Raw genomic sequence first — 25,661 nt, 5'->3', positions numbered from 1 at the left:
GTCTTAGATCGACGATGGTCGCGCCCGTCGTTACAACCATCCAGCCGTAAATTTCCCCTCAGCGCCAGTCAGAATCTCCTTGTCAGTAGGCATTTTGCAATATAAAGAAAATTGAGAAATTTATTCGCATATATATCGATCTAGTTGCTTGCTTCTAGCTTATCTATCTATCAAATATACTAATATAGGCAGAGAGTCGCCGCAAGGGTGCTCTATAGATATTCATTTTTACATATTTATGCCTCTTAATATTGAAAATACCCTTTCTCGCCATCGGAGAGCGGAGGTTCAGATTGCCAGGCTTGGGTGAGCGACGTCGGCAGCCACTCAATCGCCGGCGCCAAAGGTCAGATCTCCGTTTTCTCCGATAGGCTCAAGGCGTCGTCGACCTCGATGCCCAGGTGCCGCACTGTGCTTTCGAGCTTGGTACGGCCGAGCAGGAGTCGGCAGGCGCGCAGATTTCCTGTCTGCTTGTAGAGGGAACCAGCCGTAGCGATAGTCGCTGGCGAATTTCTGCTCCGCGCCGCCATTTCGGTCATTGATCTGGCAACGGCCGCGGCCCAAATGCGGACATTCGCGAGGTGGGAGAGGTCGGCACCTATGCGCCAGTTCTAGACGTTCGACGCGTGCCCGAAACCCGACATTCGCACCGCCTTGGTTCACGCGGCCCTGTATCCAGCGCGATCTCCCGCACGAAGTTCAAAAAGGCCCGGACCTTAGCTGGCGGAAGGTGGCGCGAGGGATGATAGGCGTAGAGTGGATAAAGCTCCTCCGACCAGCCCGGCAGGACCTGCACGAGGTCGCCGCGTGACAGAAGGGGCGCGAGACCGACGGCGAGGCTTTGGAAGATTCCCTGGCCCGCCACACACGCGGAGACCGCGACGGAGGGGTCGTCCAGCACCAGCCGGCTCGTGACCTTGACCTCGACGAACTCGCCGTCGCGGTGGAATTCCCAAGGGAACGGCAGACCGGTCTGCGGATCGCGAAGCTGCGTAGGCAGGGACGATCCCCTCCGACAACATGATGCGCAAAATCTCCGATATGGAAGTCACGCTCGGTGCCATCGAGGCGATGTTCGATGAAGAGCGGGGCTCCTAGGCGGGCCAACGCAGCATTCTGGCCGCGCATCTCGTTCTAGATGCGCATCGCCTGTGTGAGGTTAGCGAGCATTCTCTGTTTAGGTTGACGAGCTTGCGCTTGCCGCTGAGCCCTTTCGCCTCGACGGACGAGCCCGCACATAGCCCCGGCTTGCCTCCTTCCGCGCATCGACCAGCTCTCGCTCAAGGAACTGCCCCGCAACAAGAAGGGCTTTGATCGTGGTGCGTGGGTCACCGCCGCACGCATCGAGGGCAGTATCAACGTCGGCGTCGGTCACGTTGATCCGTGCTGCTTCGCCCTCCGCCCCGTCCATCATGGAAGCCCCTCGTGACCGGCTGGCCAGGCTTTACGCTCGCCGTCCATAGCGCCCTGCAACTGGCGATCCATCAGGATCAGTCCGCTATTGAGGCTCTCCAGCGCGACGTACGCCGGCTCCCCAATGGGCAGTTTCCCGGCCCATGTTCTCGTCACATGGTGAAACGCACGCAGCTCGCGCTGCATCTGCGCCGCCTCATGGGCAGATAGGCCTCTCTTACTTCGCTGGATCATTCCGACCTCCATTAGGCCGTTATCGATTCCATGAGAACAAAAAGAGAACAAGGGCAATTCCGCAGGCGGAACGATCAAGCGCGCGAGGCGCGCGCCCTACGGCGCAGAGGCTGGCATATCCAGGGGCGGCTTGGGCAAAAATCGGGAACTGCCTCGCGCCCTCTCGGGTTGACAGGGCACACCCACCGGAGTGCTCACGATGGATCACAGCAACCACACGCGGCTTCTGCCTTCCGAACTCACAACGGATATCCTTGACGGCGCGACCATCTATGGTCCCGGCGACGAAAAAATCGGGCATGTTTCGCATCTTCATGGCGCCGGCCCAGCCGCCACCGTCGTTGTCGACGTCGGCGGCTTCCTTGGCATGGGCGCCAAGCCGGTCGCTCTTCCGATCCAGGATCTCGACTTCATGCGGGATGAGGACGGCGATGTGCATGCCGTTACCCGCTTTGCGAAGGATCAGCTGAAGGAGTTGCCGGAGCATACGGATCGCCCGGAATTCCGAGCCTGATTTTGGAAAGCGCCTACCGCCCACGGCGGTGGGCGCTTTCCCGTGTCGAGCGGCGCCAAGGGCGCGCTCTGCGTCATCTCCCCCAGGGGTGCTTGCGAGTTGCGCGCGATTGGTCGCAGCGGCACTGAGATGCCCCATTTTCGCGCACCAAAGGTTGCAGAGGTCGGATTCATCGCGGAGAATGCTAGGAGACCTAGGGTCAGGCTGAGAAAGGAGACCTAGGATGTCGGGCAACTCTCTCACTGCCGCATGCACCAAATGCGAGGTTGCACTGCATGTCTATGATGCATCAGATGACGACGCCGATGTGATCTGCCCCAAGTGTCAAACAGTTTTCGGAAAATGGGGCGACGTTAAGCTCGAGATTGCGACGCTTCTCGTGGCGAAAGACAAAAGTCACCCGTCGATCAATGTACAAATGAATGATGCGCCGCAAGGCTAGTCATCGCGTGTTGCCGTCGAGACGCCACGGCGGTCGGCTGGGCGTGCATTGCAGTTGGGAGCGGACCATCGCAGCCCGCTTTCTCTTTACCACCGCATTCCTCGCGATTGCGGCGGGTGCGTCGGCGGAGGATGGTTGCTGAGATCCACTAGGACCGTTCGGGCTTGGGGGAAGCCTATCCGAAAACGCTCGCCGAGACGCTTACCCAATGGGGGGACCGAGCGCCGACGGCGTGATGGGCTATTTGCTGATGTGCGGACGCTCGCGGGTTGTTGCGGCAGGACGCCCCCTTCAGAAGCTCCGATAACTCGGCGGCGCCGCCGACATGCGCCGTAGCACATCGGCAGAGCCGTTACCGACGCTGCCCCGCGACCCGCCCAGTCGCTTGCCGCATCAGGCGGCTTGATTATCTCTGATTAAAATCAATCGCTGGCGTGCGTTGCCAACAAAGGCATGAGCCATATCATCCCGCCCGCCGGTTCCCCACGCAGAACGTATGAACGGGCGGCCTCATCCTAGGTGCCCGCGCTTTCTATTCCGCCAGCGGCTCTCGTTGCCGGACGAGATTGTCAAGAATTGCCTGCTGCTGCGCGATGCGGTCGGCCGCGCGTTCTTCATCGCCGGCACCTGAGAATGCAGCGGCCTGCTCGGTAAGCTCCGAGAGGTTTTGGCGCGCAATGGCAATTCGCTTGTCGAGTTCGATCAGTTCGGTTGCATCAACCATTTCATCGCCCCTCTTTGGCGGCCGCTGGTGTCAAAAAGCAAGCGGAGTTCGTGCGCTCTGGACGACGGATTGCCGGCCCTATCGCTTGCGGTCGCCTTGATCGCCCTCGCCGGGCTTCGCCTCGTGCTCTGCATGTTGCCGGCGATCCTGACGGAGCGAGCGTCCCACGTCGACGGATTCTTTGAACTGCCCCTGCTCATCCCGGCGCACATATCGCTTGTCCGTTCCGGTATCGATCAGTTCACGCTTCGACATTGCTGGCCTCCATAGGCGCGGCAGGCGCCGCAGTGTTTGGCCAACTGCCGAATCGGCGTGGCGGTTCCCTCCCGCCTGCCCCTAGCGGCCAAACGCTCTTGACGCCTCTCCAGCCCGCCCCACGTCCCTGCAATGGCTCTTGGAATGGCGATAGGCGCCGGCTTGGGCGCAGCGCTCGGTGCGGCGGTCTTTGACAACGTCGCGATTGGCGTAGCGATGGGCATCGCTGTTGGCGCCGCCGTCGGGCATTTTATGAAAGGCGAGCGATGACCGAAACAGAAAGCACGCTCAGGGAACTCCTATCCGATCTGGAGGCGGCGCTCGAAGACTATTCGTATTCCCTCCACACGGCCCGTCGGGCGGCGCTATCGCTTCAGGAGCGCCTCGCCATCGTCAGGATGAGCCGGGCCTCATGGGAACGGCTGGAGGCGGCACAGCGGGCGCTGGAACGGGTGGCGAAATAGACCCATTCATTAAGGGGGCACCGCAGCTTCTACAGGCGTTCTAGCCGAGCAACGCGCGGTATTCGACCGAGAGCGCTTCGATCTTATCGACGGGGTATGGCCAAGTGCCATCGGCGATCCCCTGGCGGATCTCATTGGCGAGGACGGGCCAGAAACGCTCTACCAGATGGGGAATGCGATCCTCATCGATTCCCCGCTGACGCAGATCAATGGCGCAGAGTTGGCGGGCAGTGTCTTCGGTGTGCTTCACGCGGCATTCCTCGGGCATCAATTCCGGCCCCAACGCCGAGGGCACCGGATACCCACAGCGCTAGCACGGGATCGATCCAGGTTATGTTCACTAGAGCACACAAAAAAACTGTCAAGAAAAGTACCTTGCCACCGTGGCGAGGTCGTCCAGCACCGTGAAGGACAGGCCATTGGCGGTTCGTCCCGTGGGACGAATGGCAACCCATCGGCCGCTTTCGGTGACGAGCGTCGCCCGCCCGGCGGCCATAGCCTCGACCACCATGGTCAATTCCGATTCGACTTGCCCACTTGCCGGACTGGTCGAAAGATCAATCTCGAACTTTGCCGTCGAAGAGCCGAAACCGCTCGCTCTGAGCCACCCCGTAGCCCTGATCATCCTGCCCATGTTCTGTCGCTCACAGTTGCCAGCAGAAGGCGCCCGTCGGCAAAATACGCCCGACAGCCACATCCGGATCTTCGCCACGGTGGTTGGAGCCCCAACACACCCGACCCAGGTGGGCGCGTTGCAAGGGCGATTGACGATGGCAATGTCGACAGCGGACATTGGTTCCTCCCATTTCCGCGCGGGGACAAGAGACCAACCGGCGGCTGGTAACCACGTTCCCCGTGTCGCCGTGCAGTTGGAAAACGCGGTTAAGCAACGGTTGCGCAGCCGGCTAGCGTTCCCCTCCGATGACGCCGCCGCCGCCTCTCACCGGCGCCGTTGACGCTTGATAATTACGCCATGGCGCCGACAGGTTGGATGTCGAAGATTGGGTGTTTTCATGAAGCCCTTGGCGCGTTCCGGCCGCTCCGGTGTTCGCATGCCATTGTGATGTGTCTGCCAGACGGCCGCGCGCGGTCATGCATCCGCAGGGGCCGAAGCGGGCCGATCCAGGAGATGGAGACTCATATAGTGGGCAGGCACGTCAGGCAGAGGAACGGAGAGAGAGACCGGTGCGTTGAGCTGGCACGTCGATAATGACGACAGGAGTTCCCCCATGTTCAAACCTATTGCCGCACTCCTTGCCGCATCCGTGATGCTTAGCGCCCCCGTCTTGGCGCAAGGCACTATCACTCAGACGGCCAACGTCCCGGTAGGCAAATCCGACGCGCTAGCATCCAATCTGGTCGGCCTCGACATCGACAATGCCGCAAATGAAGACGTGGGCGAGATCGAGGATCTCGTGCTCAACGGCTCGATGACCGTGACGGGCTTCGTTCTTTCAGTTGGTGGCTTTCTTGGTATGGGGGACCGCTATGTGGTTGTGCCGCCGGACGCCATCCAGGTGACTTTCGACAACACCGCGAATGAATGGAAAGGTATGACCAAGCTCACGCGCGACCAGCTGAAGGGCATGCCCGAGTTTAAATACGAAGGCAAATTCGACGACTGATCCGCGACCGGAGGGGCCCGCTCTCTTGATCGGGGGCGGCGCCCGGCGCTGGGGTGAGGGCGCCACGCAGCGGCCGTCACTTCTCCGGCACGGCAGACCGCCTTCAATCGCGTTTGCAGCGCCGAACCATTTCCAGTCGGGGCGTGGACGAAGCGAAGACCAACGTCCTCTTCATAAAGCAGGTTTCGTATCCTTCGGGGGCATCGATCTGGACCGTCACGGCCGGATCGCCTTTGGCATTGGCGATGTGAATCGCAATTGTCAGGCAGGCGACAAGAGCCGCCGATCCGCCAACAATGTAGAGCCGTGAGCGCATGGCATGATCCCGATGACGGGGGTCAACGGATGTTATTCGAATCCGTTCCAGAAATCTGGTCGACCCCATGCCCTGCATTAGCACGTCCTCCGCTGGTGATGTGACGGACGGAGGATTCTATCTGGAGCGCCCCACAGCCTTCTCTGAGGAGGCGATGCCGTGGCGGGGTGTTCCTCCCAGCACGAGCCGTTTCGAGAGCAGTACGCGCTCGCGCTGGAAGTGCGTGCGCAAGTCCGCCGATGAATGCCGGCCTCGCGTCGTGCGCCTGCACGTGAGGCCATCGATTTTGGAACAAGTGCCGCCCCGGCAAGGCGTACAAGGCCACCGTCGTCTGCGCAGACGTCCATCAGATCACGTCGCCCAACGGCATCTGGAAGCTAGCGACCTGTTGCGACCGCAGGCGAAGATGGTGGACGACGTCCAGCTTGGCTGATCCCGTCGCAGAATTCACCGGAGCTTGGCGATGCCTATGCCGTCGAGCTTCGCGCGGTGCTTGATGGATTCTTCGCTACGCGTCATCGTTTTTGAAATCGCCCTGAGCGCCATACCCTTCTTGGCTAGAGGCTTCAGCTTTTCCAACTCCTCATAGGTCCAGGGCTGACGGTGCCGTTCAAATCGTTCGGCCATGAGTGCTCCTATTTCGCCGGACCCGACCTCGGCGATTTGGCCAACTTATACCAGCCTTGGCAGCGAGCGTGCCGCGCGTGGCCCATGTGACCCTCCCATCCCACAACAGCACAACGCGCATGGATGCTCTGGGGTCGTGCATACGGCATGACAGATAGCGCTACCGGAAGTCACCCTCAGGAGGTTGCCAAATTCCACCGTCTGTCACTCAATGGCGACGAATCGAGCGGCTGCAAATCAGCAGCGACGCCGATAACCAGGAACCAAAACAGATTAACGCTGCCGGTCTGATAATGACGATGCAAACGAAAACGGACCCCGGCATCAGATTGAGGAATGCGCGTGACCGAGGAAGACCTCCCGGAAATCGAATATTCGCCGCTCAGCGGTAGCGTGTCGGACGAGACCGGCGAGACGGTCGAAATTGCAATTTATCGCATCGTCGGCAGCACCGATGGCTGGGCCCTGGAGGTTATCGACAGCGATGATGCCTCCACGGTTTGGGAGGATCTGTTTGCCACGGATCAGGACGCGCTTGACGAGTTCCGAAGCGTGGTGGAGGTCGCCGGCCTTGCCAGCTTCCGAGAAGCCCCGAGCGGAGAGATTGACATCGGGGCGGACATCAAGCCGAAGCATTAACGCCGTGATCCTGAGACGGAGGCTGCGGCAGTGGCCTGGCCCCGTGGCGGAACGCTGGCACCGTGGAGCGCGTACGGCCGCCTAGATCAGAGCCGGGTGAGCAGCTCAATCTTTTTAGCAGCGAACTCCTCATCCGACAGAATGCCCTTTGAGTGCAGCTCGGCAAGGCGCTCAATCATCGTGAAGATATCGTCGGAGCTACGCGCTCCGTCGTCGGCGGAAGCCGGGATGGCTGAGTTCGCAACAGGGACGAAGGATTGCTCGGAAGCGGGCACAAGGTCCGCCCATTGCGTCGGCGGGCTGTTGCTCGGGCTCTCATTCCACGACCCGTCGCCTATTATGCCGGTATCTTGCCCGGCGCCATCAATCCGGACCAAGTCGGCAAGCCTCACCGATCCGAATTGGCTGGAGAAGCTCAGAGACTGGTCGCTCCCCTGCTGCTGCGATACGCCGGCAATCACGTGCTCGCCGGTATCATAGATAGCTTGAGCACCAGCTTTCTCGATCACCAGGCGCCGCGCACTCGGGAAGAAGGCATAACTCAGGTCGTTTTGCGCGCCTGAGGAGCTCGGGTGGCCGAATTCCTTGGGCCACCCAGATCCCCTCCCGGAAAGACTGCCGCTAGATCCGTGCGTCCGTATCTCGGCCGTCAGCGCGGGGTTCTCCATCAGCGCGGCGGAAATCTCCGTGCACAGCGCGTCGATTCGGTACTTCAGACCTTGGTTGAACATGTCCCCGATCATGATCATGCCGCCGCGAGCCCACTGCCCCATGCCGCCAAGCTCGGGATGGCTAAACTGCGCCATTGTTCCGTTGCCTGCCGATACCGCAAGCACCAGGCTTTCCGCTGCACCGGTACTGAGGCCATGGCGCGCGGAGAACTCTTCGATAAAACGCTGCTTCATGCTCGCCCCAGATGGTCCACTCATGCGAGGTGTGCCGCACCGCTTGTGAGAATGGTCGGCGTCACCATCTTCTCTGTCGCCGCTACTGGTACCAGCAGTGCCTCCGCCAGCCGCCTCTTACCCTCACGCGGCGACAGACGCGACGACGACGGCGGCGGCGGGGAGCCACCCAATAGCGTCGTCCGTTTCTCCATACCCAGTATGTGCTGTCGGCTGGGGTGCCATCCGGAGCTACGCCATACGCCCCCTCCAGGCCCGACTCTTTGGGAGGCGCGGCGCTCTTCAGGGCATCTAGCGGAGTTGCTGCGGCGGGAGTTGATATCATCGGGATAAGTGCGGCTATCCCGGCCACGGTCGTCGCCGCCCCGCATAGCCCGAGTAAGAAAGACCTTCTGTTCATTGGCCTTCTCCACCTTTCGAGGATAGCTCTTCCTCGGGATCAAAGCATACGCCGGTCGTTGGGAAATGCATCAGCTTCAGAGGCCGTCGTCAGGCTTTTCTGACCAAGGCAACGACGTTCGCCGCCGGCATCGCGCCAATGAACTTAGCCCAGGCATCCATGAGCTTCCGCCGCTTCTCAAGCGCGTCGCCGCGACGGTACGCGCGCTCGACCTCATCGCCAACGACATGTGCCAGCGCCGCTTCGGCAATCTCGCGAGGGAATGTGGTGCGCTCGCCGGCCCAGTCACGGAAGGAAGAGCGAAAGCCATGCACCGTGATGCCTGGGCGATCCATTCGCCTCTGCAACAGGGCGAGCATCGCCATATTGGAATGAGGCTTCCCCTTTTTAGCGCCCGGAAAGATATATTCCCCTTCGGTCCTTAGAGCCGAAACTGCGCCGAGGATTTCGAGCGCGCGCGGCGTCAATGGAACGCGATGTTCTTTCCCGGCCTTCATGCGCTCCGCCGGCACGGTCCAAACCTTAGCGCCCAGATCCACCTCACCCCATTTCGCGCCGACCACCTCGCCGGTACGGCTCGCACAGAGGATCGCAAACTCAGCATCAATGCCGCCACCGCCTTGCGTTTCCGCAGCTCGGCAATAAATGCCGGCATGTCCGCATAGGGCAGCGCGTCATGGTGCCCACGCTGGAGCTTGTGACGCTTGGCGAGCAATGAATCGAGGTGACCCCGCCAGCGGGCGGGATTCTCCCCGCCGCGGTATCCCTTCGCTTTTGCCGCATCAAGCACCCGCTCAATCCTACCCCGCACGCGGGGGCGGCAGTTTCAGCCTTGACGGTCCAAATAGGCTGGAGCACCGCGAGCACGTCGGCAGTCTCCACCTCTGAAACGCGCTTAGCCCGGAGTGCTTGGCAATACCCACTGTCGACCAATTCGCCATCGTCGCCGCGTTCAACGGAAAGCGTCATGCGCCATTGGGCAATATGCTTTGCATTCCGCAGCCCGTGCGCAATGCCATCAATAACGCTTTCTGCCATCTCGGCAAAGGTCGGCACCGCCGGAGTTGCCGAGCGGCGCTCTTCTATCGGGTTGCGTCCGGTAGCCACCACGTTGCGGGCTATGGCGGCTGCGGCTCGCGCCTGCACCAGCGAGACGCCTAGAGCGCTCCCCAGGCCCATTTCCTTTAACTTGCCTTGCCAGCGAAACAGGAACACCCACCGCTTTGCACCCGACTTGTCGACTACGAGATAAAGGCCGCCACCGTCGCTATGACGCCCCGGCTCCTTAAGGGCGGCGATGCCGCGCACCGAAAGCCTGTTCATCTCGCGAGCCATGCCGCCCCACCCCAACATTCACCCCAACACGCGACTGTCATTCGCTGGCATCTAGCGCCGCGCCAGGGCGCGGTTAGAGCCACAAAGAGCCGTATTTGCTAGGTAGTTGGCGCATGCCGTCGCGTGTAGGCGAGATAGTTAGGCGGACACCCTCTCCGCCGTTTTATCGCCATAAGCGGCTGATTTTAAACAGTTTTTACAGGCCCTGTTAGCCGACCCGCATTTTACCCCACATTTTTAAGTTGCTGCACCCCAGATCGACCGTTGAGCGCACTCTAGGCCTGTCGACCAAGGGGGCTATCGCCATTCCTCGGGGCTGACCAACGACAGCTCACATAACTTCCTCGGCCTCCACCGTGCGTCTCTCCGTGCCGGTAGAACAGTTCCCAAAGGCGGCCGGAGGTGCGGTGTGGATAGAGCCTACGCCACCCACTGTCAGTCGCGGCTAGCCCGCACCGCCACTAATGTGCGGGCACCCCCTCGATCCACGTGCAGACCCTTTCGCTGGCGGCGCGCAGCGGCGAGTCGACCGGGGTGTAGGCGAAATAGCCGCGCGACGGCAGCGAGATCTGCGGAAAGGGCGTCACCAGCCGCCCCGCGCGCAGATCATCCTCGATCAGGGTGGACGGCGCCATTGCCACGCCCAGCCCGTCCACCGCCGCCTGGATCGAGAGGTAGAAATGGTCGAGCATCAGCGTCGCTGCCGGTTCGAGCGCGCCATGCCCGGCCTTCACCAGCCAGTCGCGCCACAGCCGGGGCATGCTGGCGACCTGCAAAAGCGTGTGCCGCGCGAGGTCACCCACCTCGTCCAGCGGCTGGCGCTGCAACAGCGACGGGCTGCAGGCGGGCAGCCGCCACTCCGGCAACAGCAGGCGCGCCTCGAAGCCGTCAAAGGCATCCGGCCCGCCGCGAATGATCAGGTCGTACTCACCGGCCAGCCCGTCCACCGGCGCGCTGCCGGTCGTGAGTTCGACCTCAATGTCGGGATGCGCCTCGCGCAGCTGGCCGAGCTTCGGCACCAGCCAGCGCAGGCTGAAGGTGGCGAGCGCATTTACCCTTAGGACCACCGTGCCGCTGGGCCTGCCGCCATGGGTCGACGCCGCTCGCGCGATGCGCTCCAGCGCGGGCTGGATATCGGCGAGTAGCGCCCGGCCCTCCATTGTAAGGGCGACACCGTGGCTCAGACGGCGAAACAGCGCCGGCGGTCCGAGCCATTCCTCCAGCAGCCTTATCTGCCGGCTGACCGCGCCATGGGTGACGCCGAGTTCCGCCGCAGCGTCCTTGAAGCTCAACCGGCGAGCGGCCGCCTCGAATGCCCGCACGGCGTTGAGCGGTGGCAATGGGCGTTCCTTCGAGGGGGCTGTCATGTGAGTTTATCTGACATCATCTGGTGAAATTAGTCGTTTGCGGCCCGCCGTCCAGCCGTCGCATATCGATGGGGTGACAAAAGCATCCTTACTTCCCCGCTCCGCCGCGTCGCCGGCGCCGTCCTGCCCGCCGGACACGCGCCGGCGCACGCTGGTCCTCTCCGGCCTCGCCCATGCGCTGCATGACGGCTACACCGACGCGATCTATGTGCTTCTTCCGGTCTGGCGGGCCGAGTTCGGGCTCGACTATGTCGCGCTCGCGCTGCTGCGCGGGCTCTACGCCGGGGCCATGGCCGCGCTGCAGGTGCCGGCGAGCTGGCTCGCCGATCACATGGGCGGGCGAGCGGTGCTGATCCTCGGCACGCTGATCGCCGCGGCCGGCTATGGGTTGGCCGGCTTCAGCGGCGGTGCACTGGGGCTCTGCGCGGCGCTGTTCCTCGCCGGGGCCGGCTCCAGCGTCCAGCATCCCATCGCCTCCAGCGCGGTATCCCGCGCCTATGGATCGGCGGCGCGCGGGCCGCTCGGCACCTATAATTTCAGCGGAGACCTCGGCAAGGCCATCATTCCGGCCGCGTTGTCCCTCGGCCTGTCGTTCGCGCCGTGGCGCCCCTCACTCTGGCTGCTGGCGCTGGCGGGGATCGTGGTCGCCGGCCTCATCGCCATCTCCATGCCGAAGATCGCGCCCGCCCCACCTCCTCCCGTCCAGCGTTCCGCGCCGCCGCGCGGCGGAAACGGCTTTCCGCTTCTGCTGGCGATCGGCGTGATCGACACCGGCGTGCGCATGGGCTTCCTCACCTTCCTGCCCTTCCTGTTGCAGCTGAAAGGGGCCTCGCAGCCGCTCATCGGCACAGCCCTCGCGCTGGTCTTCCTGGGCGGTGCGGCGGGCAAGCTGGCCTGCGGCTGGCTGGCCCAGCGCTGGGGCATTGTCGGCGTCACCCTGTGTACCGAGGGGCTCACCGCGCTGATGATCGCGCTTGCCGCCTTCCTGCCGCTCGCGGCGCTGCTGGTGCTCCTGCCGCTGCTCGGGCTGACGCTGAACGGCACGTCTTCGGTGCTGTACGGCACCGTGCCCGAACTGGCACCGGCCGATCGCACCGAGCGCGCCTTCGCCATTTTCTATACGGGCGTCATCGGCTCGGGGGCCTTGTCGCCGCTGCTGTTCGGAGCGATAGGCGATCAGGCCGGCCCCGTCATCGCGACACTGGGAACCGCCGTGGCGGCACTCGTCAATCTGCCGCTCGCCCTCGCCCTCGGGCCTAAGCTGGCTAGGCGGTGAGCGGGACAGGCCCATGCCGCGTGAGACATCGACAGGGAACGACATGGCAAGCGACATGAACATGCGATCTGGCCAGTGCCATTGTGGGGCGGTGCGCTTCACCGTGGCGCTCAGCGAGGGTCTCAACTCGATCCGGCGCTGTACCTGCTTCTACTGCCGCATGCGCGGCGCGGTGGTGGTTATCGCTGAAATAGGTGGAATCGACATTTTGCAGGGGGAAGAGGTACTGACCAGCTACCGTTTCCATACCGGTGCCGCGCAGCACTTCTTCTGTTCCCGCTGCGGGATCTACACCCACCATCAGCGCCGGTCCGACCAGCGCCTGTACGCCGTCAACGTCGCCTGCCTCGACGGCGTAAGCCCGTTCGATTTTCCCGAGGTGCCGGTCATGGACGGCATCAACCACACCAGCGACACCGGAAAGCCGACCCGCCGGGCCGGCACGCTGCGCTTCATTCCGGCAAGCTGACCGGCCGGGGGCCGGCGGCAGACTGTCCGCTATTGGGTGCGTCAAGCGAGAATCGGACATATCGCCGATGAATGTCGAGGGCAAGGACTAACCCGATGCGGAACGTTTTCAAGATCTGCTTTAAGGCCATCGGCTCGGCGATTGTCTGCCGTCATTCCGTCTACCTTTCGCCCAATTCCCCAGCCTGCTAGGTGCGGCGGAGAGAGCTCTGCTGGCCACATCGAGCTTGCTCGCGGCAAGCTGACTTTTTTTGCAGTAACCATTTGCAATCAGACACACAGCTTCGCGGTCACCGGCTTGTTGCGCCCGTCGGCTGCCCGGCGCAGAGTGCTTCTATAAATGCTCGAAACACGTTCTGAGAGTATGATGGCGCTGGTAAAATCGTCCAAAATTACTGCCGGTGCTGACAAGCACGGCGCGATCGTGTCGCCTCCGGCTATTACGAAAACGGTGGCAGCTCCTCGCGCCAAACGCACGGTCTCGCGCAATGACAAGGCCTCTGAACGGCTAGCCGCCGCCACGGAAGAACTGGCAGGCGGATTGGTCGAGGCGTCCGCTGCGGCGGAAGAGCTGCGCCGCTCTATGGAGCAGATCGCCGCCGGAGCTGAAGAAGCGGCGGGTGGAGCGCAGGAACAGCTGGCGGCCATCCAAGCCGTCGGTGCCAATCTGGTGATCGCCCGCTCGCAGGCGGATGCCGCGCGGCGACGCACCGAGGCGGTGCAGATCGTCGTGGCGGAGACCGCGATCCAGATCACTGCGTCGATCAGATCAATCGAGCGCAATGCCGAGCGCCAGCAGGCGTCGGTCGTCATGATTGGCGAGCTGGAGCGCCGGGCTCGCGATATTGGCGAAATCACGCAGACCGTCGGCAAAATCTCCGACCAGACCAACCTTCTTGCGCTCAACGCCGCCATCGAGGCTGCGCGCGCCGGCGACCATGGACGCGGTTTTGCTGTGGTTGCCGAAGAGGTCCGGGCTTTGGCCGAGGCCTCAGAAAAGAGCGCCACCGAAGTCCAGGGTCTCGCCGACACAGTCCAGGTTGAGGTCCGCACCGTGGCTGACGCGATCAAGGAAGCCTCCGAGCTCGCCCAGGCGCAGGCACGCTTCGGTGCCGAGGTCGTTGGCGGGCTCGAGACCATGCGTACCGACATGGTCCGCCTCACGGAGGGCAGCGACGAAATCCTCACGGCCGCCATGGAGGCCGAGAGCGCCTCTGTGGAAGCGCAGCGCGGCGCCGAACAGGTGGCTTCCGCCGCCGAAGAACAGGCGGCCGCCGCTGGCGAGGCGCAGTCCGCCATCCAGCAGCAGGCCGAGTCGCTCGAACAGGGACAGGTCGCCGCGCATGCTCTGGCGCGCGTGACCGACGCCCTGCGCAACAGCGATGCCGGGAGTTCCGAAGTCGAGCAGATCGCAAGCACCGCCGAGGAGCTCTCCGCCACCATCCAGGAACTGTCGAGCGCTGCCGCGCAGATCATGGCGGCGGTCGCGCAGATCGACCGCGGCGCCCAGCAGCAGGCGGCGGCGACGCAGCAGACCTCCGCCGCTTTGACCCAGATCGAATCCAGCGCCTTGATCGCGCAAGAAAATGCGAGCACCGCCAATGATCGCGTCGCCGCCATCGAAGCCGTGCTGAAGCAGAGCCGGGCCTCCATCGAGCAGCTGATGGAAGGCGTCGGCACCGCCCTGACGCGCACGCAGGCGAGCTTCGCCACGGTGTTGCAGCTGGAGACAATGGGCCGGCGCATCGAGAAGATCGTCGACAAAATTGCCCTCGTGGCGATCCAGACCACCATGCTGGCGGTGAGCGGCTCGGTGGAGGCCGCGCGCGCCGGCGACGCCGGGCGGGGCTTCGCGCTGGTGTCGGGCGACATACGCAGCCTCGCGCGCGATTCGTCCGAGAGCGTGGACCGCATCAAGGACACGGTGCGCGCCATCCTGGAGCAGATCGGCTCGCTGCGCCGCGATTGCGAGCAGACCATCCTCACCGCCGAAGCCGAGGTGCAGGCCAACCGCACCATCGTCGGCTCGCTCGAAAAGCTCGATGCCGACGTCTCCGTCATGAGCGCGGCGAACAAGACCATCCTCCAGGGAGCGCAGGCGATCCTGGGCGCTGCGGGACAATCCGCCGAAGCCGCACGGCAGATCGCGGCGGCGGCGGAAGAGGCCAGCGCGGCATCGCGGCAGGCGGCGACGGCATCCTCGCAGCAGGCGCAGGGCGCCGACGATCTCGCGGCAGCGATCGAGGAGATCGCCTCGCTCGCCGACGAGTTCAAGCAGCAGAATGGATAATCAGCAGCCAATCGCGGTGGACGGCACCGTGACTCACCGCTTTCTGACCTTCCGCATCGACGCGGACTTCTACGCCCTGCCGGCGGAGGACGTCAGCGAGGTGCTGCGGGTGCCGGCGGTGGCGCGCGTGCCACAGGCGCCCAAGAGCCTGCTCGGCATCGGCAATCTCCGCGGCGTCGCGCTTCCCGTGGCGAGCGTGCGCTCGCTGCTGGGCTATACCGAGGCCGGCGAGCGCGCGGGTGCGCGGGCCATCGTGCTTCACGGCGCCACCCCGGTGGCGCTGGCGGTCGATGCCGTGGAAGAACTCGTCTCCATCGCCGCCAACCAGCTGGAAGATGCCGATGCGAGCGGCCTCGCCCGTCCCGGGGAGAGGCTCAAGGGCGTGTTCCGCTTCCACGACAAGCGCGACATCGCCAAGGTTCTGGACATCCAACCGCTTCTGGCCGCGGCCTTCGTCGCCCGTGCGCGGACGGCGCGGGCCTATTCCGTGGCAGACGGCACCCAAAAGTCGGATGCGCAGGCGGCCGCGCTGACGACCAGCAAGCTGATCACCTTCGATGTGGATGGTCAGGAATATGCCCTGCCCATCGAGCAGGTTCGCGAGATCGTCGCGGTTCCCGAGGGCGTCACCAGCGTCTCCACTGGCGATGCCGTGGCGCGCGGCGTGATGGGCTATCGCGACCGGCTGCTGCCGCTGTTTTCGCTGCGCGCCTTGCTGGGTCTCCCGGCGGCGCAAGAGCGCCAGATCGACGAGAAGGTCGTGGTCGCCATGGTCGGCACCATGCTGGTCGGCCTGCTGATAGACCGCATGCGCGCCATCATCCTTGCCGATCACGCGCTGATCGAGCCGATTCCGCCGGCACTGGCCGCGCGGATCGGCGGCGAGAGCCGCATCAAGGCGATCTATCGCGCCGAGGGCGGCCACCGGCTGGTGTCGATCCTGGACCCCCAAGCGCTTTTTCGGGAGGAGGTCATGAAGCGCCTCGATACCCAGCGCGCGCTAGACAGCGCGCCGTCCGATGAGAAAGTCGCCGCGAAGGACGACTCCTTCCTGATATTCCGGCTCGGCGATGACGAGTACGGCCTGCCGATCGCGGTGGTCGACGAGGTGATGCAAGTTTCCGCCAAGATCACCCGCGTGCCGAAGACGCCGAAATTCCTCGAAGGCGTCATCAATCTGCGCGGCGAAGTGCTCCCCGTGATCGACCAGCGTCGGCGGTTCGACATGCCGGCGCTGAGCGACGGCGTGCGGCGGCGGATCATCGTGGTGCGCACCGCGCGTCATCGTGCCGGCATTATCGTGGATGGCGTCAGCGAAATCCTGCGCAGTCCCACCGACGCCATCGAGCCCGCGCCGGATCTCACCGGCGAGACCACGCGGCTGGTGTCGGGCATCATCAATCTGGAGGCCGCCGGCCGCATCATCCTCGTTCTCGACCCCGCCGAGTTGCTGACCCGGGCGGAGCTCGGCCTGCTCGACGCCTTTGCCAAGACCGGGCCGACCACTCCGTGATCAAGCTGCTGGTGGTCGACGACTCGGCGCTCGTCCGCAAATTGCTGGGCGGCGTGTTCACCGAGCGAGACGGGTTCGATGTCCGCTTCGCCCGCGACGGCATTGATGCGCTGGAACAGAACAAATCCTTCGCCCCCGACGTCATCACGCTCGACCTCAACATGCCGCGCATGGACGGGCTGGAGTGCCTCGACCAGCTGATGATCGAACGCCCCTGCCCGGTGGTGATGGTGTCCTCGCACACCGCCGCCGGAGCCGAGGCGACGCTGAAGGCGTTCGAGCTCGGCGCGGTCGATTTCGTGCCGAAGCCGGCGGGCGCCGTCTCCCTGCACCTCAACGAATGGGCACCGCAGCTGGTGGCGAAGGTGCGCGGCGCCGCGGGTGCCCGGCTGAAGTCGAGCACAAGGCTGCGCGACCGGGTCCGTCACCGCATCGGGCAGTCGAAGGTTGCCGGGGTCGGCGCTGCCGGTGCGCGGCGGCGGAGCGCGGCGACCGGCGAAGGCCTGGTGCTGGTCGGCACCTCCACCGGCGGCCCGCCGGCACTGGAGGCGCTGCTGACGCCGCTGCCGGCAAGCTTTCCCTGGCCGATAATTGTGGCCCAGCACATGCCGGCGAGCTTCACTGGCCCGTTGGCGCGGCGACTGAATGGCATCTGCGCGCTCTCGGTCGTCGAGGTTCGGCAGCCTGTCGTGCTGATGCCGGGCACCGTCTATATCGGCGCCGGCGATATCGACATCATCGTCTCCCGCCGCGCCGCCGGCCTCATCGCCATGGCCGCTCCCGGACAGCCGGACTATCTCTGGCATCCGAGCACGGATCGCCTCGTCCGGTCGGCTATGGAACATGTGCCGGCCAGCCAGCTGGTCGGCATATTGATGACGGGGATGGGCAATGACGGCGCACAGGCGATGACATTGCTGCACGCGCAGGGTGGCAATACCATCGCCGAGGCCGAAGAGACGGCCGTCGTGTGGGGCATGCCGGGCGAACTGGTGAAAGCCGGCGGTGCCGAATGGGTGCTGCCGCTCCCCGATATTGCCGCCCGTCTGCAGAAAATGGTGCCGTGACATGCCGCTGGTCCGCAAAAGCACTGCTGCGGTAGACGCGCCGCCCGCCGACGTTGAGGAATTGAAGACGGCACTCGCCAGCAGCCGCCCGGACGAGCGCTGGCAGGCGGCGCGTGCGCTCATCGATATGCCCGGCGGCATCGCGCTGCTCGGCGCGGGATTGGCCACCGAGGCCGACATCCGGGTCCGCGAGGTCATCTTCTCCGGCATCGCCCGCACGGCGACGCCGGAGGGCGCGGCGCTTCTGCTGCAGCTGCTGCGCTCGGAGGACGCCAGCCTGCGCTCCGGCGCGCTCGATGCGCTGGCTGCCATGCCCGCCGACATGCTGGCCGGCCGGTTGCCCGAACTGCTCTACGATGAGGACCCCGACGTGCGGTTGCTTGCCTGCGAGCTGGCGCGCGGAATGCCCTCCGAGGACGCCACCCAGCTGATGGCCGACTTGCTGGAACGAGAGAGCGAGCCAAACGTTTGCGCGGCGACAATGGATGTTCTCGCCGAGATCGGCGGGCCGCAGGCACTGCCGGTACTCCAGCGCAGCGCCGAACGCTTCGCCTCCTCGCCCTTCCTCGCATTCGCAATCGAGATCGCCGTGAAGCGGATCAAGACCACCCTCGATTCCGGCCGATGAGGCGCGCGGCGTGAACGAGGATGAGTTCCGGCGCCTGTGCGAGTTCATCTATCGCCGCACCGGAATGGTTTTCACCGAAGCCAAGCGATATTACGTCGAGCGCCGCATGGCGGACCGCATGCTCGCCACCGGCTCGACCTCGTTCGCCAGCTATTTCGCCCGGCTGCGCAGCGATGTGCGCGGCGAGGTCGAACAGTTCATCAACGCCTTCACCGTTAACGAGACCTATTTCTATCGCGAGGACCACCAGCTCCAGTGCCTGAGCGCGGATTTGCTGCCCCGGCGCATTTTGCGCCCGCGTGCGAACAAGACCATCAGAATTTGGTCGGTGCCGTGTTCGACGGGCGAAGAACCCTATTCCATCGCGATCTGGCTGCTGGAGAACTGGCCGCAGGCCGATGCCTATGAGATCGAAATTCTGGGATCCGACATCGATACCCGCGTGCTGGACGCGGCCCGCGCCGGCCTGTTCGGGCGCCGCGCCCTAATGCGGCTATCGGCCGATCTCATCGCCAAATATTTCGAGCAGACTGACGCTGAGCATTGGCGCCTGATCGATGATTTGCGGCAGTCGATCAGCTTCTCCCCGGTCAATCTGGTCGAGGCTGCGGAGACGCGCGCTCATGGCGCTTTCGATGTTATTTTCTGCCGCAACGTGCTCATCTATTTCGATGATGCATCCCGGCGTACTGCGGCGGAGAACCTTTATGAAAACCTGCTTCCGGGCGGTTTTATTTGTCTTGGCCACAGCGAGTCCATGAGCCGGATATCGCCGCTATTCGATGTCTGCCGATACTCCGACGCTATCGTCTATCAGCGGCCGATGGAGCGGGCGGATGGCTGACGTGACAGGCAAGCGCATTCTGGTCGTCGACGATGCCAGCCTGATCCGGCTCTATTACCGGCAGGCGCTCGAGGCCGCCGGCTTCACCGTCGAAGAGGCACTAAACGGGCTCGAGGCGATCGAGAAGCTGCTGCTGGAGCCGGTCGACCTCGTCATCGTCGACGTGAACATGCCGCGCATGGACGGCATGACGTTCCTGAAGACGCTGCGCCGCCAAGGCTCGCCAATCGTCGCGATTCCGGCGCTCGTCACCAGCACCGAGGCCGCGCCGCAGGATTTGGACGCGGCGCGTGCGGCGGGGGCGAACTTCTATCTGGTGAAGCCGCTCGCACAGGATGTGCTGGTGCAATACGTCCGCCTGATGTGCGGGATATCGGCATGAACGAGTTCATCGAACAGTTCCTCATCGAGGCCCGCGAACTCGTCGAACAGGGCACCGCCGACCTGCTGGCCGCCGAAGAACGGCCAAAGGATGCCGCCGCCATCGACGGCGCGTTCCGTGCCTTCCATACGCTCAAGGGCTCGGCCGGCATCATCGATTTCGCGGCGATGGCGAGAGCCCTGCACGTCGCCGAGGACTCATTGTCCGAAGCGCGTGGCGGCTCGCTGCCGATCACTAACGAACTCATCAGCCATTGCCTGTCCTGCCTCGACCAGGTGGTGCAATGGCTTGAAGTCATCGAGCAGACCGGCGAACCGCCGGCAGACGCCGACAGCGGCGCCGATGCGGTAGTCGCGCTATTCGAGCCGGGGGCACCGACGCCAGCGAAGGCGTCGCCCGAGGTAGCTGCCAATCTCGATGCGTGGCTGGACGCGCTCTCGGTGGCGAAGCCCGATGTGCGCGCGGCGGCCCGTTCAGCGCTGTGCCATCAGCCCGATGAGGGTAGCTTCTTTCGCGGCGATGATCCGCTCGTCCGCATCCGCGACCTGTCGGGCCTGCTCGCCGTCGATTTGGTGCCGACAGGCCCAGCCGTACCACCGGCGGAGATCGATCCGTTCGCCTGTCATCTCCTCATCTTCGCCATTAGTTCCGAGCAGGTGTCGAGCCTGGCGCCGGCCTTCGCCGATGTCGCCGGCCAGTTCGAATGGCGCGAACTAGCGGGGCCTGTCGTCGCCACTTTGTCGCCGGCAGCGCAGCTGATCGAGGCGCAGATCGCCCTACTGCAAGGCCCGCAGGGCGAAGGCTTTGACGGCCGGAAGGCCGCCGCCCTCAACACCGCCATCAATGTACGACGCGCTGAGGGCCGCGACGCCGATGCCCGGCATATCGAGCACTTGGCCGCCAGCGATGCCGGCGTTGAGGCGCTCGTCGACACCTTGCGCTCAGGTGCTGCCGCCCCCGCCGACAACGCGGCGGAGGAGGCAAGAGCGTCCGAGCCGTCGGCACAGGATCTCGCCGCGCGCTCGCTGCGCGTCAACGTCGAGCGTATAGACGCGCTGGTCCGGCTCACCGGCGAACTGACCGTGCTGAAACACGCCATCGGCCATGCAGCCGCCATGGCAGATCGTGGCGACACCGAGAGCCTCGGGACGATGCTGAAAGCGCAGTATGGCTCGCTCGACCGATTGGTCAGCGAGCTGCAACACGCCGTCCTCAACATCCGCGTGCTGCCGCTTCGCCATGTGTTCCAGCGCTTTCCGCGCCTCGTTCGCGACATGTCCGACAAGCTCGGCAAACCGATGCGGCTGGTCATCGAAGGCGAGGAGACCGAGGCTGACAAGACCATCGTCGAGGCGCTGTTCGAGCCATTGCTGCACGTTCTCCGCAACGCCGCCGACCATGGCATCGAGGTCCCCGGCGCGCGCGCGGAAGCTGGAAAACCCCCGACCGGCGTGGTCATCCTGCGCGCCCGGCGCGATGGCGATCATCTCGCTGTCGAGGTCGAGGATGATGGGCGCGGCATTGACACTGCTCGCGTCCGCAGCGTCGCCACCGAGCGCGGTGTCGCGAGCGCGGCGGCCATTGCCGCCATGAGCGAAGAAGCGGCCGCCGACCTCATCTTCGCGCCGGGCTTCTCTACCCGCAGCGAGGTGACGGGCTACTCCGGGCGCGGTGTCGGAATGGACGCGGTGCGCGTGGCGGTGCAACGGCTGGGCGGCCGGGTCAGTCTGCACAGCCGGCCGGAGCACGGCTCGCTGGTCCGCATGACGCTGCCCTTCACCATCATGAAGACCGACGTCATGACGGTGGAAGCTGGCGGACAGGTGCTCGGCATACCGCTCGATACGGTGATCGAGACCGCTCGCATTCCGCGCGCCGCGATCTCCAATATCGGCGCGGCACAGGCTTTCACTTGGCGCAACCGCACCGTTCCGCTGCTCGATCTCTCGAGTGCTATCGACGCCTCTACTGCCTCGACCTCATCCGCCGACGCGCTGGTGGTCATCGTCACTATCGCCGGTGAATATTGTGGCTTGGAAGTCGAACGGCTGGGGGAGCGCATGGATGTGATGCTGCGACCAATGGAGGGGCTGCTTGCCGGCCTCCCTTGCGCCGGAACGACGCTGCTGGGCGACGGCCGCGTGCTACTGGTTCTCGATCTTCATGAGCTTCAGTTATGACGGTGCGATTGGGTGCAGACGGCATTATCCATATCGCGGGCGTCTGCGGCGTCGAAGACGCCGAGCCGCTGCTGCGCTACCTGCTGGCGGCGCCAGAACCGCGCGTGGACTGGCATCAATGCGAGGGCGCGCACACCGCCATCGTCCAGCTTTTGCTCAAAGTCCGGCCGGCTATCGATGGTGCCCCATTAGGCGACTTCCTAAACCAGCATATCGCGCCGCTTGTCAGCCCACGGTATGCTGGCGAAACCGCGCTGTTTAAGGCATAGAGGCGTATTAAGCACCACCGTGGCGCAGCCGCCGCCGGAGTCTCCTATCGATGCCGTTCCAAGTACTCATCGTCGATGACAGCAAGCTCGCCCGCATGGCGATCACCAAGGCGATGAATAATCTCCATCCCGACTGGACCCGCGTCGAAGCGCCCAACGCCGATGACGCAATTGCGCTTGCGCGTCAGCAGCACTTCGACATCGCCCTTCTGGACTTCAATATGCCCGGCCGTGACGGCCTTGAACTGGCTGCCGAACTGCGCGCCCTTGCCCCAGGCATCGCATTGGCGATCATCTCCGCCAATCACCAGAACGAGATCGTCAACCAGGCCCATGACGTCGGCGCGATCTTTTTGCCCAAGCCCTTGACGGAACAGGCGCTCGGCCAATTTCTTACTCAGGTTCAGCAATCCAAGGGACAGTCGTGAGCGATCAGAGCCGCCTTGCCCTTAGTGAATTGCAGATCGACGCACTGACCGAACTCGTCAATATCGGCGTCAGCCGGGCCGCCGCCAGCCTGCGCGAGCTAGTGAACCAGCAGGTTCTGCTCTCTGTACCTCGGGTCAGCCTGGTGAGCCGTGCCGATGCCATAGAAATTCTGGGAGCCAGCGAAGACAAGGGTCTTGTCGCGGTTCATCAGATCTTTGAGGGCGACATCACCGGCCGCGCCCTACTGATTTTCCCGGAAATCAACAGCCTTGAACTGGTGCGGGCCGTCACCGGCGGCGTACTTCCTCTTGAGGATATCATCGAGCTCGAACAGGAAGCGCTTGCCGAAACCGGCAACATAATCCTGAACGGTTGTCTTGCCACGATCGCGAACATGCTGCACCGCAGCCTGAAGATGTCGTTGCCCGAGATTCTTCGCGGTCAAGGCAAAGATCTGTTCAATCTAGCGCCGCCACCGGAAGACGGTGACGTCGTACTGTTTCTCTACATCAACTTCGCGGTGCGAGAGCGCGACATACGCGGCTATATCGCGATGTTGATGGACATGCCCTCGCTGGAGGCCCTGCAAGGTCTTCTCGACGAATTCATCGAGCGTACGGCGGGCGGAATGGCGCCTGAGTTAAATGCCCCTGTCTGACGGTGATCTCGCGAGTATCGTGCTCGATGGACTGGACAGCGGCGTCATCGTTGTCGACCGCGAGAAGCGCATAACTGTCTGGAACGACTGGATCGCGATGGCGACCCGCAAGTCGGCTGCCGAGTGCGTCGGTAGGACGTTTGAAGAGCTGTTTCCGGACATACCCCCGCGCTTTCATTCGGCACTTACTGAAGCGTTTATATCGGGCGCCGCCAGCCTGTTGACCCATTCCCTGCATTCCCAGGTGTTCCCGTTGCGCACCCGCGCGGGCATCGAGCTGATCCACAACACCTCGATCCGCGCGCTCGGCGAGAAGCCGCATGCGTTCTGTCTGGTGCAGATCGTCGACGTCACCCCCAGCGCGAACCGCGAGCGGGTGCTGCGGCAGCGCCAGAACGCGCGCTACCACGCCGTCGTTGACAGCGCCCTCGACGCCATCCTGACGTTGGACGCCGATGGGGTGGTGCAGCTTGCTAATCCCTCCGCCGCCCTGCAGTTCGGGCATTCGGCGGACGAACTGGTCGGTGCGACCTTGTCGACCCTGCTGGAAGACCAGCACGATTGGCGCACGGCGTGGGAGCGGGTTCTTCGCGGCGCGCCGTTGACACGGCCGGTCGAAGTGGTCGCCCGCCGCAAAGATGGCTCCACCAGCTATCTCGAACTGACCGCGTCGCGCTGGACCAGCGACTCTCGCTATTTCGTCACTGCGATCCTGCGCAATATCAATGAGCGCAAGGCGGCCGAGGCGGAGCTGCGCAGCCTCAACCTCACGCTGGAACAGCGCGTGGCCGAGCGCACCGCCGACCGCGACCGAATGTGGCGCCTGTCGACCGACATCATGGTGGTCGCCCGCCTCGACGGCGTTATCAATGCCACCAACCCGGCTTGGACGCGCATTCTGGGCTGGGAGGCGGATGAGCTAGCCGGGGCCAACTTCCTCGAGTTCATCGTGCCAGAAGATCGCAGCCGCTTTGCGAGCATCCTCGATACGCTGAGCGAAGACACGCTGCCGCAGCTTTTCGCCCTGCAGCTGCGTGCTCGCGAAGGCGGCTCCCGCTGGATCGAATGGAGCGCGGCCACGGCCGACAATCTGCTTCAGGCGGTGGGGCGCGACATCACCGCCGAGCGGGAGGCTGAATTGTTGCTGCAACGCACCGAGGAAGCGCTGCGCCAATCGCAGAAGATGGAGGCGGTTGGCCAGCTCACCGGCGGCATCGCGCACGATTTCAATAACATGTTGACCGGCGTGATCGGCGCCATCGACGTCATGAAACGCCGCATCGCCTCCGGCCGCTTCACCGATCTTGACAGGTTCATGGACGCCGCCTCGGTATCTGCCCAGCGCGCCGCGGCGCTGACGCATCGCCTGCTGGCGTTCTCTCGTCGGCAGTCGCTGGATTCGAGGCCGGTCGACATCAATCTGCTGGTCGGGTCGCTGCAAGATCTGTTGAGCCGCACGCTCGGTGAGACCATCCAGCTGGATTTCGCTTTCGACGAGAGCCTTCCGCTTGGGGCCGCCGATGCCAACCAGTTGGAGAGCGCGATACTCAACCTCGTCATCAATGCGCGCGACGCGATGCCTAATGGTGGCCAGCTCACCTTGCGTACCCGCCAGGTCGTGCTAGGCGAGGTCGATATCGTGGCCACGCCGGAGGTTAAACCGGGTCGCTACGTTGTCATCACCGTGGGCGATACCGGCGTCGGCATGACGCCGGAGGTGCTGACGAAGGTGTTCGAGCCGTTCTTCACGACTAAGCCGGTAGGGCAGGGAACCGGCCTCGGTTTGTCGATGGTCTATGGCTTCGCCCGCCAAAGTAACGGCCATGTCGAGATCACCAGTAAGCCGGCCGAAGGCACGACGGTCGAGCTATATCTTCCCGTCGCGGATTCATCGGAGGCGCCAGTTTCAGATGAGCAGGATGCCGCTCGGTCCGGTGCCGGCCAGACCGTTCTGCTGGTGGAAGATGATGATTCGGTGCGCTTGCTGGTCGCCGACATATTGAAGGAACTCGGCTACCTCCCGGTTGAGGCTTCGGAAGCGCACGCGGCGATACGCGAGCTCTCCTCCAACCGCGCCATTCACCTGATGATTTCCGATGTCGGACTGCCCGGCATGAACGGCCGCCAGTTGGCCGAAGTCGCGCGGTCTTATCGCCCCGACCTACCGATCCTATTCCTGACGGGTTACGCAGAGAACGCGGCGATCCGGTCTGGCTTTCTCGGCACCAACATGGCGATGATCACTAAGCCCTTCGCCATGGTGACGCTGGCGGCGAAGATTGACGAGATGATTTCTTCAGGATCATTGCGAGCGGTGAATTAGTTCGTAGTTTGCGAACAATTTCTGCCGTTTGCCCTCATGCGTCCTCGCGGGCAGTGTCGAGGATTTCATAACTG

At 63.8% G+C, this 25,661-nt stretch carries 29 protein-coding genes and 3 pseudogenes; 19 read left to right on the top strand and 13 right to left on the bottom strand.

The genetic code is table 11. From position 1 onward, the window contains the following. Positions 1–347 precede the first annotated feature (347 nt). The 3 genes and pseudogenes from EV667_RS23010 to EV667_RS21075 form a co-directional block, all read right to left on the bottom strand. Positions 348–479, bottom strand: a pseudogene (locus EV667_RS23010) (integrase); the annotation flags it as partial. A gap of 119 nt (positions 480–598) precedes the next feature. After that, a complete protein-coding gene (locus EV667_RS21085) occupies positions 599–967 on the bottom strand; it encodes a LysR substrate-binding domain-containing protein (RefSeq protein WP_245516307.1) in 369 nt (122 codons plus the stop codon). A 443-nt stretch (positions 968–1,410) separates the two neighbouring features. Further along, positions 1,411–1,599 (bottom strand): hypothetical protein, encoded by a 189-nt coding sequence (locus EV667_RS21075; protein ID WP_131837286.1) that lies wholly within the window; start codon positions 1,597–1,599, stop codon positions 1,411–1,413. A 247-nt stretch (positions 1,600–1,846) separates the two neighbouring features. On the opposite strand from EV667_RS21075, the gene EV667_RS21070 reads away from it, so the two are divergent. Next, positions 1,847–2,161, top strand: coding sequence for a PRC-barrel domain-containing protein (locus tag EV667_RS21070; RefSeq protein WP_131837324.1), 315 nt, complete (start codon positions 1,847–1,849; stop codon positions 2,159–2,161). A gap of 223 nt (positions 2,162–2,384) precedes the next feature. Further along, positions 2,385–2,603, top strand: coding sequence for a hypothetical protein (locus tag EV667_RS21065; protein ID WP_131837285.1), 219 nt, complete (start codon positions 2,385–2,387; stop codon positions 2,601–2,603). A 532-nt stretch (positions 2,604–3,135) separates the two neighbouring features. Here the strand turns inward: EV667_RS21065 and EV667_RS21060 are convergent. Together EV667_RS21060 and EV667_RS21055 are read right to left on the bottom strand one after the other, a co-directional pair. Next, positions 3,136–3,327: a hypothetical protein gene (locus tag EV667_RS21060; RefSeq protein ID WP_131837284.1), complete on the bottom strand. Its 192-nt coding sequence runs from the start codon at positions 3,325–3,327 to the stop codon at positions 3,136–3,138. A gap of 78 nt (positions 3,328–3,405) precedes the next feature. After that, positions 3,406–3,582, bottom strand: coding sequence for a hypothetical protein (locus EV667_RS21055; RefSeq protein WP_131837283.1), 177 nt, complete (start codon positions 3,580–3,582; stop codon positions 3,406–3,408). A 132-nt stretch (positions 3,583–3,714) separates the two neighbouring features. On the opposite strand from EV667_RS21055, the gene EV667_RS23325 reads away from it, so the two are divergent. Then, entirely contained in the window at positions 3,715–3,852 is a 138-nt protein-coding gene (locus EV667_RS23325) for a glycine zipper domain-containing protein (RefSeq protein ID WP_483458042.1), read from the top strand. Beyond that, positions 3,849–4,046 (top strand): hypothetical protein, encoded by a 198-nt coding sequence (locus tag EV667_RS21050; RefSeq protein WP_131837282.1) that lies wholly within the window; start codon positions 3,849–3,851, stop codon positions 4,044–4,046. The genes EV667_RS23325 and EV667_RS21050 overlap by 4 nt, the downstream gene beginning before the upstream one ends. A gap of 40 nt (positions 4,047–4,086) precedes the next feature. Here EV667_RS21050 and EV667_RS21045 read toward each other — a convergent pair whose 3' ends face one another. Continuing rightward, positions 4,087–4,296, bottom strand: coding sequence for a hypothetical protein (locus tag EV667_RS21045; RefSeq protein ID WP_131837281.1), 210 nt, complete (start codon positions 4,294–4,296; stop codon positions 4,087–4,089). 111 nt (positions 4,297–4,407) lie between these two features. Beyond that, on the bottom strand, positions 4,408–4,839 hold the full coding sequence (locus EV667_RS23005) for a hypothetical protein (RefSeq protein WP_245516296.1): 432 nt from the start codon (positions 4,837–4,839) through the stop codon (positions 4,408–4,410). A 436-nt stretch (positions 4,840–5,275) separates the two neighbouring features. Between EV667_RS23005 and EV667_RS21035 the strand changes: the two genes are divergently transcribed. Then, complete coding sequence (locus EV667_RS21035; protein WP_131837280.1) at positions 5,276–5,671, top strand: PRC-barrel domain-containing protein; 396 nt, start codon at positions 5,276–5,278, stop codon at positions 5,669–5,671. A 103-nt stretch (positions 5,672–5,774) separates the two neighbouring features. On the opposite strand, the gene EV667_RS21030 is transcribed toward EV667_RS21035, so the two are convergent. Together EV667_RS21030 and EV667_RS21025 are read right to left on the bottom strand one after the other, a co-directional pair. Next, positions 5,775–5,987 carry a hypothetical protein gene (locus EV667_RS21030; protein ID WP_131837279.1) on the bottom strand — a complete coding sequence of 71 codons (213 nt, stop codon included), beginning with the start codon at positions 5,985–5,987 and terminating at the stop codon, positions 5,775–5,777. Positions 5,988–6,434: 447 nt separating this feature from the next. Beyond that, positions 6,435–6,614 carry a hypothetical protein gene (locus EV667_RS21025; protein WP_131837278.1) on the bottom strand — a complete coding sequence of 60 codons (180 nt, stop codon included), beginning with the start codon at positions 6,612–6,614 and terminating at the stop codon, positions 6,435–6,437. A gap of 342 nt (positions 6,615–6,956) precedes the next feature. Here EV667_RS21025 and EV667_RS21020 point away from each other — a divergent pair, with 342 nt between their 5' ends. Continuing rightward, on the top strand, positions 6,957–7,253 hold the full coding sequence (locus EV667_RS21020) for a hypothetical protein (RefSeq protein WP_131837277.1): 297 nt from the start codon (positions 6,957–6,959) through the stop codon (positions 7,251–7,253). Positions 7,254–7,339: 86 nt separating this feature from the next. On the opposite strand, the gene EV667_RS21015 is transcribed toward EV667_RS21020, so the two are convergent. The 4 genes and pseudogenes from EV667_RS21015 to EV667_RS21000 all read right to left on the bottom strand — a co-directional run bounded on the left by EV667_RS21015 (position 7,340) and on the right by EV667_RS21000 (position 11,260). Next, entirely contained in the window at positions 7,340–8,158 is an 819-nt protein-coding gene (locus EV667_RS21015) for an SHOCT domain-containing protein (RefSeq protein WP_131837276.1), read from the bottom strand. Between the two features lie 489 nt (positions 8,159–8,647). Then, a pseudogene (locus EV667_RS21010) lies at positions 8,648–9,893 on the bottom strand (tyrosine-type recombinase/integrase). A gap of 275 nt (positions 9,894–10,168) precedes the next feature. Further along, positions 10,169–10,330: pseudogene (locus EV667_RS23280) on the bottom strand (Imm27 family immunity protein); the annotation flags it as partial. A 24-nt stretch (positions 10,331–10,354) separates the two neighbouring features. After that, complete coding sequence (locus EV667_RS21000) at positions 10,355–11,260, bottom strand: LysR substrate-binding domain-containing protein (protein ID WP_131837275.1); 906 nt, start codon at positions 11,258–11,260, stop codon at positions 10,355–10,357. A 73-nt stretch (positions 11,261–11,333) separates the two neighbouring features. On the opposite strand from EV667_RS21000, the gene EV667_RS20995 reads away from it, so the two are divergent. The 13 genes from EV667_RS20995 to EV667_RS20935 all read left to right on the top strand — a co-directional run bounded on the left by EV667_RS20995 (position 11,334) and on the right by EV667_RS20935 (position 25,587). Continuing rightward, positions 11,334–12,536: an MFS transporter gene (locus EV667_RS20995; RefSeq protein ID WP_131837274.1), complete on the top strand. Its 1,203-nt coding sequence runs from the start codon at positions 11,334–11,336 to the stop codon at positions 12,534–12,536. A gap of 43 nt (positions 12,537–12,579) precedes the next feature. Next, on the top strand, positions 12,580–13,005 hold the full coding sequence (locus EV667_RS20990; RefSeq protein ID WP_131837273.1) for a GFA family protein: 426 nt from the start codon (positions 12,580–12,582) through the stop codon (positions 13,003–13,005). A gap of 450 nt (positions 13,006–13,455) precedes the next feature. After that, positions 13,456–15,294: a methyl-accepting chemotaxis protein gene (locus tag EV667_RS20985; protein ID WP_245516295.1), complete on the top strand. Its 1,839-nt coding sequence runs from the start codon at positions 13,456–13,458 to the stop codon at positions 15,292–15,294. Beyond that, complete coding sequence (locus EV667_RS20980) at positions 15,287–16,807, top strand: chemotaxis protein CheW (protein ID WP_131837271.1); 1,521 nt, start codon at positions 15,287–15,289, stop codon at positions 16,805–16,807. The genes EV667_RS20985 and EV667_RS20980 overlap by 8 nt, the downstream gene beginning before the upstream one ends. After that, positions 16,804–17,874 carry a chemotaxis-specific protein-glutamate methyltransferase CheB gene (gene cheB / locus EV667_RS20975; RefSeq protein ID WP_131837270.1) on the top strand — a complete coding sequence of 357 codons (1,071 nt, stop codon included), beginning with the start codon at positions 16,804–16,806 and terminating at the stop codon, positions 17,872–17,874. Before EV667_RS20980 ends, cheB begins: the two co-directional genes overlap by 4 nt. 1 nt (position 17,875) lies before the next feature. Beyond that, the gene (locus EV667_RS20970; RefSeq protein WP_131837269.1) at positions 17,876–18,502 is read left to right on the top strand and encodes a HEAT repeat domain-containing protein; all 627 of its coding nucleotides are present in this window, start codon (positions 17,876–17,878) and stop codon (positions 18,500–18,502) included. A 10-nt stretch (positions 18,503–18,512) separates the two neighbouring features. Further along, positions 18,513–19,346 carry a CheR family methyltransferase gene (locus tag EV667_RS20965; protein WP_131837268.1) on the top strand — a complete coding sequence of 278 codons (834 nt, stop codon included), beginning with the start codon at positions 18,513–18,515 and terminating at the stop codon, positions 19,344–19,346. Then, entirely contained in the window at positions 19,339–19,728 is a 390-nt protein-coding gene (locus EV667_RS20960) for a response regulator (protein ID WP_131837267.1), read from the top strand. Before EV667_RS20965 ends, EV667_RS20960 begins: the two co-directional genes overlap by 8 nt. Beyond that, the gene (locus tag EV667_RS20955; RefSeq protein ID WP_245516294.1) at positions 19,725–21,908 is read left to right on the top strand and encodes a chemotaxis protein CheA; all 2,184 of its coding nucleotides are present in this window, start codon (positions 19,725–19,727) and stop codon (positions 21,906–21,908) included. Before EV667_RS20960 ends, EV667_RS20955 begins: the two co-directional genes overlap by 4 nt. After that, positions 21,905–22,177, top strand: coding sequence for a hypothetical protein (locus EV667_RS20950; protein WP_131837265.1), 273 nt, complete (start codon positions 21,905–21,907; stop codon positions 22,175–22,177). Before EV667_RS20955 ends, EV667_RS20950 begins: the two co-directional genes overlap by 4 nt. A gap of 50 nt (positions 22,178–22,227) precedes the next feature. Further along, a complete protein-coding gene (locus tag EV667_RS20945) occupies positions 22,228–22,605 on the top strand; it encodes a response regulator transcription factor (RefSeq protein ID WP_131837264.1) in 378 nt (125 codons plus the stop codon). Continuing rightward, complete coding sequence (locus EV667_RS20940; RefSeq protein WP_131837263.1) at positions 22,602–23,264, top strand: chemotaxis protein CheC; 663 nt, start codon at positions 22,602–22,604, stop codon at positions 23,262–23,264. The genes EV667_RS20945 and EV667_RS20940 overlap by 4 nt, the downstream gene beginning before the upstream one ends. Beyond that, positions 23,251–25,587, top strand: coding sequence for a PAS domain-containing hybrid sensor histidine kinase/response regulator (locus tag EV667_RS20935; protein WP_131837262.1), 2,337 nt, complete (start codon positions 23,251–23,253; stop codon positions 25,585–25,587). Before EV667_RS20940 ends, EV667_RS20935 begins: the two co-directional genes overlap by 14 nt. Positions 25,588–25,661: the final 74 nt, after the last annotated feature.

It is taken from the genome of Ancylobacter aquaticus (genome assembly GCF_004339465.1).
GTDB lineage: Bacteria > Pseudomonadota > Alphaproteobacteria > Rhizobiales > Xanthobacteraceae > Ancylobacter > Ancylobacter aquaticus.
The sequence above is the reverse complement of the archived record's forward strand: the minus strand, read 5'-3'. Positions and strand labels throughout refer to the sequence as shown.

Coding starts and splice junctions, on each gene's coding strand:
- EV667_RS20950 (WP_131837265.1), top strand. CDS start 21,905: ATGACGGTGCGATTGGGTGCAGACGGCATTATCCATATCGCGGGCGTC.
- EV667_RS20970 (WP_131837269.1), top strand. CDS start 17,876: ATGCCGCTGGTCCGCAAAAGCACTGCTGCGGTAGACGCGCCGCCCGCC.
- EV667_RS21065 (WP_131837285.1), top strand. CDS start 2,385: ATGTCGGGCAACTCTCTCACTGCCGCATGCACCAAATGCGAGGTTGCA.
- EV667_RS20945 (WP_131837264.1), top strand. CDS start 22,228: ATGCCGTTCCAAGTACTCATCGTCGATGACAGCAAGCTCGCCCGCATG.
- EV667_RS23005 (WP_245516296.1), bottom strand. CDS start 4,839: ATGTCCGCTGTCGACATTGCCATCGTCAATCGCCCTTGCAACGCGCCC.
- EV667_RS20990 (WP_131837273.1), top strand. CDS start 12,580: ATGGCAAGCGACATGAACATGCGATCTGGCCAGTGCCATTGTGGGGCG.
- EV667_RS21000 (WP_131837275.1), bottom strand. CDS start 11,260: ATGACAGCCCCCTCGAAGGAACGCCCATTGCCACCGCTCAACGCCGTG.
- EV667_RS21015 (WP_131837276.1), bottom strand. CDS start 8,158: ATGAAGCAGCGTTTTATCGAAGAGTTCTCCGCGCGCCATGGCCTCAGT.
- EV667_RS21060 (WP_131837284.1), bottom strand. CDS start 3,327: ATGGTTGATGCAACCGAACTGATCGAACTCGACAAGCGAATTGCCATT.
- EV667_RS21035 (WP_131837280.1), top strand. CDS start 5,276: ATGTTCAAACCTATTGCCGCACTCCTTGCCGCATCCGTGATGCTTAGC.
- EV667_RS20960 (WP_131837267.1), top strand. CDS start 19,339: ATGGCTGACGTGACAGGCAAGCGCATTCTGGTCGTCGACGATGCCAGC.
- EV667_RS21025 (WP_131837278.1), bottom strand. CDS start 6,614: ATGGCCGAACGATTTGAACGGCACCGTCAGCCCTGGACCTATGAGGAG.
- EV667_RS20980 (WP_131837271.1), top strand. CDS start 15,287: ATGGATAATCAGCAGCCAATCGCGGTGGACGGCACCGTGACTCACCGC.
- EV667_RS20935 (WP_131837262.1), top strand. CDS start 23,251: ATGCCCCTGTCTGACGGTGATCTCGCGAGTATCGTGCTCGATGGACTG.
- EV667_RS21070 (WP_131837324.1), top strand. CDS start 1,847: ATGGATCACAGCAACCACACGCGGCTTCTGCCTTCCGAACTCACAACG.
- EV667_RS21055 (WP_131837283.1), bottom strand. CDS start 3,582: ATGTCGAAGCGTGAACTGATCGATACCGGAACGGACAAGCGATATGTG.
- EV667_RS21050 (WP_131837282.1), top strand. CDS start 3,849: ATGACCGAAACAGAAAGCACGCTCAGGGAACTCCTATCCGATCTGGAG.
- EV667_RS23325 (WP_483458042.1), top strand. CDS start 3,715: ATGGCTCTTGGAATGGCGATAGGCGCCGGCTTGGGCGCAGCGCTCGGT.
- EV667_RS21075 (WP_131837286.1), bottom strand. CDS start 1,599: ATGCAGCGCGAGCTGCGTGCGTTTCACCATGTGACGAGAACATGGGCC.
- EV667_RS20955 (WP_245516294.1), top strand. CDS start 19,725: ATGAACGAGTTCATCGAACAGTTCCTCATCGAGGCCCGCGAACTCGTC.
- EV667_RS21030 (WP_131837279.1), bottom strand. CDS start 5,987: ATGCGCTCACGGCTCTACATTGTTGGCGGATCGGCGGCTCTTGTCGCC.